At 29.8% G+C, this 12,567-nt stretch carries 10 protein-coding genes and 1 tRNA gene; 10 read left to right on the top strand and 1 reads right to left on the bottom strand.

Features of this window, described 5'->3' with window-relative positions; translation table 11 throughout:
- Positions 1–104 precede the first annotated feature (104 nt).
- Positions 105–1,106 carry an NADP-dependent oxidoreductase gene (locus tag I1A51_RS02905; protein ID WP_196890959.1) on the top strand — a complete coding sequence of 334 codons (1,002 nt, stop codon included), beginning with the start codon at positions 105–107 and terminating at the stop codon, positions 1,104–1,106.
- A 55-nt stretch (positions 1,107–1,161) separates the two neighbouring features.
- On the opposite strand, the gene I1A51_RS02900 is transcribed toward I1A51_RS02905, so the two are convergent.
- Positions 1,162–1,234, bottom strand: a tRNA-Phe gene (locus tag I1A51_RS02900).
- 105 nt (positions 1,235–1,339) lie between these two features.
- Here I1A51_RS02900 and I1A51_RS02895 point away from each other — a divergent pair.
- From I1A51_RS02895 to I1A51_RS02855, 9 genes are all read left to right on the top strand, one after another.
- A complete protein-coding gene (locus I1A51_RS02895; RefSeq protein WP_196890957.1) occupies positions 1,340–2,062 on the top strand; it encodes a type III pantothenate kinase in 723 nt (240 codons plus the stop codon).
- Positions 2,063–2,064: 2 nt separating this feature from the next.
- Complete coding sequence (locus tag I1A51_RS02890) at positions 2,065–3,348, top strand: hypothetical protein (protein ID WP_196890956.1); 1,284 nt, start codon at positions 2,065–2,067, stop codon at positions 3,346–3,348.
- A 27-nt stretch (positions 3,349–3,375) separates the two neighbouring features.
- A complete protein-coding gene (locus I1A51_RS02885) occupies positions 3,376–4,734 on the top strand; it encodes a tetratricopeptide repeat protein (RefSeq protein WP_196890954.1) in 1,359 nt (452 codons plus the stop codon).
- Positions 4,735–4,736: 2 nt separating this feature from the next.
- Positions 4,737–5,306 carry an LPS export ABC transporter periplasmic protein LptC gene (gene lptC, locus I1A51_RS02880; protein WP_196890952.1) on the top strand — a complete coding sequence of 190 codons (570 nt, stop codon included), beginning with the start codon at positions 4,737–4,739 and terminating at the stop codon, positions 5,304–5,306.
- Positions 5,307–5,527: 221 nt separating this feature from the next.
- The gene (locus I1A51_RS02875; RefSeq protein ID WP_196890950.1) at positions 5,528–6,775 is read left to right on the top strand and encodes a hemolysin family protein; all 1,248 of its coding nucleotides are present in this window, start codon (positions 5,528–5,530) and stop codon (positions 6,773–6,775) included.
- Positions 6,776–6,888: 113 nt separating this feature from the next.
- Entirely contained in the window at positions 6,889–8,982 is a 2,094-nt protein-coding gene (locus tag I1A51_RS02870; protein ID WP_196890948.1) for a peptidylprolyl isomerase, read from the top strand.
- 100 nt (positions 8,983–9,082) lie between these two features.
- On the top strand, positions 9,083–10,384 hold the full coding sequence (locus I1A51_RS02865; protein ID WP_262895805.1) for a hydroxymethylglutaryl-CoA reductase, degradative: 1,302 nt from the start codon (positions 9,083–9,085) through the stop codon (positions 10,382–10,384).
- Positions 10,384–11,313, top strand: a complete 930-nt coding sequence (locus tag I1A51_RS02860) for a GYDIA family GHMP kinase (RefSeq protein WP_196890944.1) — start codon at positions 10,384–10,386, stop codon at positions 11,311–11,313. Before I1A51_RS02865 ends, I1A51_RS02860 begins: the two co-directional genes overlap by 1 nt.
- Positions 11,310–12,518, top strand: a complete 1,209-nt coding sequence (locus I1A51_RS02855; protein WP_196890942.1) for a BaiN/RdsA family NAD(P)/FAD-dependent oxidoreductase — start codon at positions 11,310–11,312, stop codon at positions 12,516–12,518. Before I1A51_RS02860 ends, I1A51_RS02855 begins: the two co-directional genes overlap by 4 nt.
- Positions 12,519–12,567 lie beyond the last annotated feature (49 nt).

Raw genomic sequence — 12,567 nt, 5'->3', positions numbered from 1 at the left:
TCTTAATTGGGTTAATATATTGTTATAAACTCAAAAAAATTTTTCATAAAAATAATTATTATTGTAACTTATAACATATTTATTATTAAATAGTTATACTGGTTATGGAGAATAAGCAATATATATTGAAAGAGCGTCCATATGGTGATGTGACAAGTGATACTTTTCATATGAGAAGGGTTAGTATGCCAAGCTTAAGAGAAGGAGAAATTATGGTGAAAGCTAAATATATTTCTGTCGATCCATATATGCGAGGAAAAATGAACGAGCAGAAAACATACACAGAACCTTATGTAGTAGGAAAAGCAATATATGGAGCTGTTGTTGGCGAAGTTGTAAAATCGAAAGACAAATCATATCAGCCTGGTGATTTTGTTCAGGGAATTATGCCTTGGCAAGAGTATTGTTCTATTCATACAGAAGATGTAACAAGAGTAAATGTGCCAGAAGCAGATTTGCCAACTGCTTTAAGTGTTTTTGGGATGACTGGATTGACAGCCTATTTTGGAATGATGAAAATCGGAAGACCAAAAGAAGGGGAAACAGTTGTGATTTCTGGAGCAGCAGGAGCAGTGGGAACAATTGCTGGACAAATTGCTAAAATATTTGGTTGTCGTGTTGTTGGAATTTCAAGTTCAGAAATTAAAAATCATTATTTAGAACATGATTTAGGATTTGATGAAACTATAAATTATCTAACAACAGATGATTTAGACTATGAATTGAGTAGAAAATGTCCTGATGGAATTGATATTTATTTTGATAATGTTGGTGGAAAAATTTCGGATACAATTTTAGAACAGATGAATTTCTTTAGTAGAGTTATTGTATGTGGGCAAATTTCACTTTATAATAGTAAAGAAAAAAATATTGGTCCAAGAATTCAATCAATGGTTTTAACGCGAAGTATGCTTGTTCAAGGATATATTATTTCTAATTATTATGATGAATATCCGCAAGCTTTAAGTGATTTGACGAAATGGGTTCAAGAAGGAAAAATTAAGAGTCGAGAAACCATCATTAATGGATTTGAAAATTTACCAAGAGCTTTTATGGGATTATTTAGAGGAGCAAATATTGGTAAACAATTAGTGAAAGTTTTTTAATGAAAAGATATATATAAAATAAAAAAGCCTTAATCATTTGATTAAGGCTTTTTTGTGGTACCTCCAGGAATCGAACCAGGGACACACGGATTTTCAGTCCGTTGCTCTACCAACTGAGCTAAGGTACCATTGCTTGTTCTTAGCGGATGCAAATATATAATTATTTTTTTTATTATTCAAAGCAAAATCTAAAAAAACTCTTTGTATTTTTGCTTTTCATTTAAAATTAGTTCATGAATTTAATCATCGATGTAGGGAATACGAGAGTTAAAGTTGCTGTATTTGAGAAGGATGCAATTTTAAGTGTATTGCGAATTTCACCAGAAATGATTTTTGAAGTTTTAGAAAAAAAAATCAAAAAATATGGAATCACCAATGCGATTGTATCATCCGTAGGAGAAAAATCATTAGAAATTTATACTTTTTTGAATAAAAGAGTCCCTACTATTTTATTAAATCAAGAAACGAAAATTCCATTTATAAATAAGTATGCAACGCCTAAAACATTAGGTGTAGATAGAATTGCGTTAGTTGTTTCGGCATTAAATTCTTTTCCAAATAAAAATGTTTTAGTAATTGATGCGGGAACTTGTATTACTTTTGATTTTATCAATGCAAAAAAAGAATATTTAGGTGGTGCAATTTCGCTTGGTTTGATGATGCGATATAAAGCTTTACATAATTTTACGGCAAAATTACCGTTATTAACTCCGGAAATTCCAGATAATTATATTGGAGATTCGAGTGAAAAATCGATGCATTCGGGTATTGTAAACGGAATTATTGCTGAAATTGAAGGTGTAATCGAAAAATATGAGCGTGATTTTAATAACTTAACAATAGTTTTAACAGGTGGAGATGCTAAATTCTTGGCTAAACAATTAAAAAAAGGCATATTTGCAAATCCAAATTTTTTATTGGAAGGTTTAAATAGTATTTTGAAATATAATTTATAGTAATGATAAAACGAATTTTTGTAATATGTACTATCCTTTTTTCATTAAAAGGTATAGCACAAAAAAATAGCGATTCCCCTTATTCATATTTTGGTATTGGAGAAGGACAGCGTTCGTCAACTGCCGAACAAATGAGTATGGGAGGAGTAGGTGTTGCATATGGAGATGCATATCATATAAATTTAATAAACCCTGCTTTAGCTTCGAAATTGCGTTTAACTACTTACACTGTAGGGTTAAATACAAGGTCAATTTCTGTAGAATCAAATGAAGGTGGAAAACAAAATGCAAGAAATACATCATTTTCTTATTTAGCATTAGGATTTCCAGTTGGTGAAAAAGGTGGATTTATTGTTGGTTTAGATCCAAAAACAACAGTTGGATATCAATTGACAAGCAGAATTTATGATGGAGAAGACCTTACAGAAACAAATTATTTCAATGGAGAAGGAGGAACGAATAGATTTTTTGTAAACTTTGGTTATAATGTTTATAAAGGTTTAAGTTTAGGAGTTGAAGGTTCTTATATTTTTGGAAAAATTGACAATGAAATTGTAAAGCAAGTTGAAGGAGTTCAATATGCAACAAAATATGGAACAAATTTAAATGTAAAAGGAGCTGTATTAAAATTAGGAGCTTTTTATCAAGCGAATTTAAGTGAAAAATTACAATTAAATTTAGGAGCAACAACTACATTTGAGTCTACTTTAAATTCTGAAGGAAATGAAAGATTCTATACATTATTATTCGTAGATGGTGTAGAAGCACCAAATGATGTATTATTTGATAGAGGAATTGAAGGAGAATATAAAACACCAATGCGATCAGAATTAGGTTTTGGAATTGGTTTAGAAAATAAATGGTATGTAGGATTAGATTATAGCTTCAGAAGTGCCTTAGAAATTCAAGGAAGCGCTTTTAATGTACAAAATGTTGAATATAAAGATTATTCAAGAGTAGCATTAGGAGGATTCTATTTACCAAAACAAAACTCTTTAACTAGCTATTGGCAGAGGGTAATTTACAGATTTGGAGTGAAATATGAAAAGCCAGGAATGGCGGTTCGTCCATCAGGTTCATTACAAGATTTTAAAGAAATTGACGACTTTGGCATATCTTTTGGTCTGGGTCTACCACTAGGAAAGAAATTATCAAATCTGAATTTAGGATTTGAATTTGGAAGAAGAGGTGATAAAGGAGAAGGTTTAATTCAAGAGAACTATTTTAATTTTAAAGTTGGATTATCTTTAAATGATAAATGGTTTAACAAATACAAAATCGATTAATACAAATAAAATAGAAAATTTACAATGATGAAAAGAATCACTTACATAGCACTTTGTTTATTTTTGATGGTAGGTGCTGGATATAAAGCCCAAGCACAGGATGCTTCTGAATGTAACGTAAAGTATAATTTGTTTAGAGGAGATTATAAAGCAAAAAAATACGATTTAGCTTATGATAACTGGTTGTATTGCTTAGATAATTGTCCAAAACTTTCAAAGAACATATATATAAACGGTTTAGTTATCGCTAAAGACAGATACAAAAAAGCTTCTGAAGCGGATAAACCTGCAGCTTTAGCTCTTGTAAAAAGAGTTTATGAGCAAAGAATTGAAAACTTCCCAACGGATTTAGGAAAATTATATGGTTCTTATGCGGCTTTTATGAATAGTGTTGGAGCTCCTAAAGCAGAAGTTGAAGCGTTATTACAAAAAGCGTATGATGCTGATAAATCAAGAATGGGAGGAAAAAATATCTATATGTATTTTGACATGGTATTAAATAAATATAAAGATACTGATGTTCAGAAAGTATTTGATACATATGATGATGTAAGTGAAGGAATCGAGCAACAAAAAGAAGATTATACAAAGAAATTAGCAGCTTTAAAAGCTAAAGAAGAATCTGGTCAAACTTTAAGTGCAAGAGATAAGAAAAATATTAAAACTTATGAGCAAAACTTAGAGAACAACGCTTTAATTGAAGCTGGATTAGATGCTAAAATTTCTGAAATCTCTACTTGTGAAAGATTAATTCCTCTTTATTCTAAAGATTTTGAAGCAAATAAATCAAATGCAAAATGGTTAAAGAGAGCTGTTTCAAGAATGTATGCTAAAGAATGTACTGATGATCCGTTATATGTTCAATTAGTAGAAGCATATGTAACTGCTGAACCATCTGCGGAATCTTCAATTTTCTTTGCAAACATTTTATTAGGAAAAGGAGAGACAAATAAGGCTTTAGAATATTATAACAAAGCGATTGATCAAGAAACTGATAAGTTCAAAAAAGCAAAATACTTAATGAGAGTTGCTGTTGAGATGAACAAAAAAGGTAGAAAATCAGAAGCTAGAAAATATGCAAGAAGAGCTATTCAAAATAACCCAAGAATGGGAGATGCTTACTTATTAATCGCTGCAATGTACGGATCAAGTGCAAACTCTTGTGGAGATGATGAGTTCTCAAAAAGAATGGTTTATGTAGCTGCATTAAATATGGCTAAGAAAGCACAAAGTGTAGATCCAAGTATCGCACCAAAAGCTAGAAAATATATCAAGAGTTACCAAGCGAATATTCCTTCTAAGAAATTAATTTTCCAAAAAGGTTTAGCTTCTGGAACTCCATTTAAAATTAACTGTTGGATTGGAGAAACTGTTAGTATTCCATAACAATGAAACAAAATATAACAGAGAAAATTATAAAAGGCATTGGTATCACGTTTGTGATATCAATGCTTTTTTCATGTGGGAACACAAATAAAGAATTGAATGATTTCTTAGCTAACAAAAATTTACCGATTCGTGTTGGAGAGGATATTCATGATATTCATCAAGATTCTGGAGTTGTCGATTATAAAATGGAAACACCATTATTATATGATTACCAGAATAGAAAAGAACATCCTTACTATGAATTCCCTAAAGGAATAACTATTACAAGTTATGGAGAAGGAGCAGATTCGACTAAAATTACAGGAGATTATGCTATTTCTTTTCAAAAAACAGGAATTTCAGAAATAAAGGGAAATGTTGTTGTTACAAATTATAAAGAGAATTCAATTTTAAAAACTTCACAATTATTTTGGGATCAAAAGGAAGATTATTTCTTCACTGATAAAGATTTTGTTTTATATAAAGGTAGAGATACCATTAATGCAACAGGATTTGAATCAAAAGGAGATTTATCAAAATTGGAAACTCGAAATAATAAAGGAAGTATTAGTTTAAAAGATAAAGAATAGAATAAAAATGGAAAGATTTCAAAAAATAATGCAATATGCATATTTAGTGATAGCATTAGTTTTATTTGTAGAAGGAATTATAAAACTTGTGGGTAATGAAACACCAAAAGGTGTTATAATGCTTATCTTTGCTTTTTTAGCAGTATTTATGTATTTTTTCAAAAAAAGATTTCGAAATAGGTCGAGATTTAAATAACAAATAAAATTTATTAAAATAAAATATGGAAGTAGAAATAATTGTTATTCTTATAACAATTTTATTATCAGCTTTTTTTTCAGGAATGGAAATTGCTTTCGTTTCTGCAAACAGGTTACAAATTGAGCTTGAAAAGAAAAACAAAGGGATATTAGCAACGGTTTTAACAAGGTTAACTAAAAAATCTTCGAAATTTATTACCACAATGTTAGTTGGAAATAATATTTCACTTGTTGTATATAGTTACTATATGGGAGAAGTTTTGGTGAATCTTTTAGGAATAAGCGATATTCTTTTTCAAACAATTATTTCTACACTAGTAATTCTTATTACTGCCGAATTCTTACCAAAGGCGATTTTTAGAATTTATGCTAATGAAGTTCTAAAATTCTTTGCAGTTCCAGCTTATTTATTTTTCATTGTTTTCCATTATATTTCAGAATTTATGACATGGATTTCTGATTTCTTCTTAAGAGTATTTTTTAATGCTAAAGAAGATGTGCAGAAAACCGAATTTAGTAAAGAAGAATTAGGAAATTATATTTCTCAACAATTGGAAAAAGCTTCAGACAAAGATGAAGTGGATTCTGAAATTCAAATTTTTCAAAATGCTTTAGATTTTCACAATGTAAAAGCTAGAGAAATTATGATTCCTAGAACTGAAATTGTTGCTTTAGATGTGACAGATGATGTGGAAGAATTAAAAAAATTATTTGTAGATACTGGTTATTCTAAAATTATTATTTACAAAGAAACATTGGATAGTATCCATGGATATGTACATGCTTTCGAAATGTTCAAAAATCCTAAAACAATTAAATCTGTTCTTTTACCAGTAGAAATGGTTCCTGAAACAATGATGATTAATGATATCTTAAATGTTCTTACTAAAAAGAAGAAAAGTGTCGCTGTTGTATTAGATGAATATGGTGGAACTTCTGGAATAATCACAGTTGAAGATATTGTTGAAGAATTATTTGGTGAAATTGAAGATGAGCATGATACTGTAGAATTGCTTGAAAAACAGTTAAATGAAGAGGAATTTGATTTTTCTGCAAGACTTGAAGTAGATTATATCAATGAAAATTATGGATTGAATATTCCTAAAGAAGAAGCTTATGAAACTTTAGGAGGATTTGTGGTTTATAATACAGAAAATATTCCTGAAAAAAATGAAGTAGTAATCATAGATAACTATGAATTTACTGTTTTAGAAGTTTCAGCGACAAAAATCGAAGAACTTCATTTAAAGATTATTAAAAATTCAAAATAAAAAATTCATTTACCGTAAAGTATAAAAGAAATTAAGAGAATTATAATAAAATCACTTTTATTTTTAAATACTAAATTGTACTTTCGCACTTCGAATATAAAAGAAAATAACTAATGGCAATTTTATCAAAAATTAGAGAGCGTTCAGGTTTCTTAATCGTTATCATTGGTTTAGCATTGTTCGCATTTGTTGCTAGCCCAAAGGATATTATTAATTTTTTCAGTTCTAACAAAGTAAATTCTATTGGTGAGATCGACGGAGAAACTATTTCTCGTAACGAATTAGGTCAAGCAGTTGAAGCTTATAAAGCAGGAAGACAAGGAGTTTCACAAACACAAGCTGTTGATGCAGTTTGGAATAGTTTAGTTAGTGAAAAAATTTATGCTAAACAATTAAAAGAAGCAGGTATTGTTATTGGAGAGAACGATGTATGGGAAGCTATCGTAAATATGCCAGCAGTACAACAAAGTCCATTATTCAAAGATGAATCTGGATTATTTAATGAAGAAAAATTAAAAGAATATATCGCTAATTTACAATCAGAAGCTGAAAGTGGAAACACAGCTGGATGGTACAATTGGTTAAACACGGAAAGAAGTGTAAAGCAAAATTTAGAAAGAACGGAATATAATAACTTAGTAAAATCTGTAATCGGAGCTACTGTTGAAGAAGGTAAAAGAAAATACTACTTCGATAATACAAAGATGAACGCAGATTACGTTTATGTTCCTTATACTTCAATTCCAAATGAAAATGTAACAGTAACGGATGCTGATATTCAAGCTTATATCAATGAAAATGCTGCTAAGTATCAAGTTCAAAATGGAAGAAATATTGAATATGTAAAGTTTGATATTCAAGCTTCTGAAGCTGATATTAAAAATATTAACGAAGAAGTTAAAGGATTAATCGCAGAATTAGAAAAGACAAATGATGAAAACATTTCTTTATTTGTAAATGAAAGTTCTGATATTAAGTATAATGATAACTTATTATACAAAAATCAATTACCAAGTGCTGTTGCAGATACTTTATTTAATACAGCATTAAATGGAGTTTATGGTCCTTATGATGATGCAGGATATGCTAAGATTAGTAAAGTTGTTGCAATCGAAGAAGTACCAGAAATTAAAGCTAGTCACATTTTAGTTGCATATGAAGGAGCTGATAGAGCAAATCCAGAAGTGACAAGAACTAAAGAAGAAGCTAAAAAAGAAGCTGAGAAATTATTAGCTGAAGCTAAGAGAAGAGGAACTGATTTTGCTGATTTAGCTGAGAAAAATTCAGATGGACCTAGTGCTTCAAAAGGTGGAGATTTAGGATGGTTTAAAGAAGGTGCAATGGTTCCTACTTTTAATGACTATGTTTTTGATGCTAAAAATAAAGTTGGTTCTGTAGGTTTAGTAGAAACTGGATTTGGATTCCACGTAATCAAAATTGATGATAAAAAAGCTGAAAAAGCAATTAAATTAGCTACAATCGCTAGAAAAATTGAGCCTTCTGAAGATACAGAAAATGATATTTTCGAAAAAGCTGAATCTTTTGCTGCTGCTGTTTCTGGAAATGGAAATTTTGATGAAATCGCTAAAGAAAAAGGTTATAAAGTTTCTCCAGCAGATGGATTAGATGTTATTAATGATAATGTTCCTGGATTAGGATCTCAAAGATTAATCGTAAACTGGGCTTTTGATGAAGATACTGAAATTGGAGATACAAATCGTTTTGATGTTGAAAATGGATATGTTGTAGTAAGATTATCTAACATCACTAAAAAAGGATTAGCGAAAGTTGCTGATGTTGCTGCTGAAGTTAGACCAATTATTATTAAAGAGAAAAAAGCTGACTTAATTAAAGAAAAAATGAACGGAGCTACTTTAGAAGAAATCGCATCTGCAAATGGTGCTTCTGTAAAGAAAGTTGCTGCTGTTACTTGTGCTAGTCCAGCTTTATCTGGTGTAGGAACTGAACCAGCTGTTGTTGGAGCAATGTCAACTGCAAAAGAAAATGAAGTTTTCTCTAAAATTGTAGGAGAAAAAGGAGTTTTTGCTTTCAAAGTGACTAATAGAGAAGAGCCAGTTGATATCAAAAACTACGCTTCTTATACTGCACAAGAAACTCAAAAATTACAAGGTAGAACAGGACAAATTTATAATGCTCTTAAAGAGTCTTCAAACATCGAAGATTACAGAGAGAAACTATATAAATAAAAATATTAAAAGTTATTTCTTGGAAAAGCGAGTCAATTTGACTCGCTTTTTTTATGTCTAAAAGTGTAAATACTTTCTTATTAGATAGAAAGAAGTATCTTTGCATTTTAAAATAAATAGAAAAATGACGAAGACAATTTCTGGATTTTCGAAACTTTCGAAAGAGGAAAAAATAGAATGGTTATCAAGTACTTTTTTTCTTGATAAAGAACAAGGAATTACTACTTTGAAACAATATTGGAATCCGAATACGAAGTTGCAAGAATTACACGACGATTTTATTGAGAATACAATTTCTAATTATTATTTACCTTTTGGAATTGCTCCAAATTTTGTAATAAATGATAGAGAATATGTTGTTCCAATGGCTGTCGAAGAAAGTTCTGTTGTAGCAGCAGCTTCTTTGGTAGCTAAGTTTTGGTCTAAAAGAGGTGGATTTAAAGCAGAAGTAATTTCAACAACAAAAGTAGGTCAAGTTCATTTTCTATTTAAAGGTGAAAAATCTGAAATTGAAACTTATTTTAATTCTAAAAAAGAAGAATTATTAGAAGCTACAGATTCGATCACTAAAAATATGAGAAAAAGAGGTGGTGGAATATTAGATATTAAACTTGTAGACAAAACTGCGAAATTAGAAAATTACTATCAAATTCATGTGACTTTTGAAACAAAAGATAGTATGGGAGCAAACTTTATCAATTCTTGTTTAGAGACAATTGCTGGTGAATTTGAACGTGAAGATATTCAAATTGTAATGAGTATTCTTTCGAATTATGTTCCTGAATGTGTTGTTAGAGCTGAAGTAAGTTGTCATGTAACAGAGTTAGATAAAAAAACAGGTTTAGAATTTGCTGAAAAATTCTATCAAGCTGTGCAAATTGCCAAAGTGGAACCTTATAGAGCTGTAACTCATAATAAGGGAATTATGAACGGAATTGATGCAGTTGTTTTAGCGACAGGAAATGATTTCCGCGCAATTGAAGCTGGAGCGCATGCTTATGCAGCTAGAAATGGTTCTTATAGTAGTTTAACTGATTGTGAAGTAAAAGATGGAATTTTCCGTTTTTGGATTGAAATTCCTTTAGCTGTTGGAACTGTAGGTGGTTTAACTTCTTTACATCCTTTAGCTAAACTGTCTTTAGAAATGCTTGAAAATCCTTCTTCTGAAGAATTAATGAAGATTATTGCAGTAACTGGTCTTGCACAAAATTTTGCTGCTTTAAGAGCTTTGACAACAACTGGAATTCAACACGGACATATGAAAATGCACTTGACAAATATTTTGAAACAATTAGGTGCAACTGAAGATCAAAAACAAGAAATTGAAACTTATTTTAAAGATAAAACGGTTTCTCATAGTGCTGTAGTAGAAAAATTTAATTCAATGCAAAAATTGGTTTAATGAATCGTTTTTATAGCAACGGAAAATTATTAATTACAGGAGAATATTTAGTTTTAGATGGAGCTAAAGCTTTGGCTGTTCCTACAAAATTTGGACAAGATTTAATTGTTGAAACTTTACAGGAATCTGTTTTACTTTGGGAAAGTTATTCTCATGATGGAAGTGAATGGTTTTCTGCTGAATTTGAATTACCAAAAATTAGATTAAAATCTGCTACATTTCTTTCAGATAATGAAGGAAAAGGTGAAATGATTGCAGAAACACTTCAGAAGTTTTTACATACTTGTAAAGAATTAAATCCATCTTTTTTAACGGAAGCAAAAGGATTTTTAATAAAAACGAATTTGACTTTTCCAAGGGATTGGGGACTTGGTTCTTCTTCTACTTTACTAAATAATTTAGCAGATTGGGCTCAAGTAAATCCATTTGAATTATTGGAAAAATCTTTTTCTGGAAGCGGTTATGATTTAGCTTGTGCTAAAAATGATACACCAATTTTATTTCAAAAAAATGGAATAAATCCATTAATAGAAAAAGTAGATTTTACACCAAAATTTTCAGATCAATTGTTTTTTGTGCATTTAAATCAAAAACAAAATAGTAGAACTGGAATTAAAAGATATAAAGAATTTAAAGGAAATATATCTGCTTATGTTCAAGAAATAGATGTTTTAACACAAGAGATTCTAAAAGCTAAATCCTTAGATGATTTTGAAAAAATAATTCAAGAACATGAAACGATTATTTCACGAATTATAGATAATAAACCAATTCAAAATATTGTTTTTAAAGATTATTTTGGAAAAGTAAAAAGTTTAGGTGCTTGGGGAGGAGATTTTATTTTGGCTACAGGAAATGAAGATTCAAAAAAATATTTTGTGGAAAAAGGATTTCCTGTGATTTTACCATATAAAAAAATGGTTTTATGAAGAAAACAATAGTAATTGGAGGAGGAGCAGCTGGATTTTTTTCAGCAATAAATATAAAAGAGAATAATCCAGAAATGGAAGTAATTATTCTTGAAAAAGCAAAGAATGTATTACAAAAAGTCAGAATTTCAGGGGGAGGAAGATGTAATGTGACACATGCTTGCTTTATTCCGAAAGATTTGACGAAGTTTTATCCTAGAGGAAATAAAGAACTTTTAGGTCCATTTCATACTTTTATGACAGGAGATACAATGGAATGGTTTGAAACTCGAGGAGTTCCTTTAAAAATTGAAGAAGATAATCGTGTTTTTCCTGTTTCGAATGATTCTGAAAGTATTGCAAGTTGTTTGTTGCAAGAAGCAGATAAACTTAATGTAAAAGTTCTTACAGGAAAAGGAGTTCAGAAGATTAAAAAAACTGAAAATGGTTGGAATATATTTACTAAAGAAGATTCATTTGCTTGTGATTATTTAGTTGTGACACCCGGAAGTAGTAAACCAATTTGGCAACTTTTAGAGCAATTAGGACATACAATTATTCCAACTGTCCCTTCTTTATTCACTTTTAATATTAAGGATTCTAGAATTAAAAATTTACCAGGAATTTCTGTTCCAAAAGCAACAGTTTCTGTAGTTAGTGAAAAATTAACAGCAAAAGGACCTTTATTAATAACACATTGGGGAATGAGCGGGCCAGGAATTTTAAAACTTTCTTCATTTGGTGCTCGAATTTTAGCAGAAAAAAAATATACGTTTAAAATAAAAATAAATTGGCTTTCTAAATCATTTTCAGAAATTGAAGAGATTCTAATTGATTTTAAAACTCAAAATCCAAGAAAATTAGTTTGTCAACGATCACCATTTTCAGAAATATCAAAAAGATTATGGGAGCAATTAATTATTACTTCTAAAATAAATGATACAACAAATTGGGCAGATTTATCTAAAAAGCAAATTCAAAAATTATTGGAAGAAGTTGGGGTAGGAATTTATGAGGTACAAGGAAAAAGTACTTTTAAAGAAGAATTTGTAACGGCTGGAGGTGTCGATTTAAAAGAAATTAATTTTAAGAAATTTGAAAGTAGAATTCATTCGAATTTATTTTTGGCAGGAGAAATTTTAAACATTGATGCAGTAACAGGAGGATTTAATTTTCAGAATGCTTGGACAGGAGGATTTATCATTGGACAAAACTTAGGAAAATAAAAAAAGAGAACTCGCCAGAATTCTCTTTTTCCCATAGAAGTATAATCTT

Source organism: Aureivirga marina (genome assembly GCF_015767265.1).
GTDB lineage: Bacteria > Bacteroidota > Bacteroidia > Flavobacteriales > Flavobacteriaceae > Aureivirga > Aureivirga marina.
The sequence above is the reverse complement of the archived record's forward strand: the minus strand, read 5'-3'. Positions and strand labels throughout refer to the sequence as shown.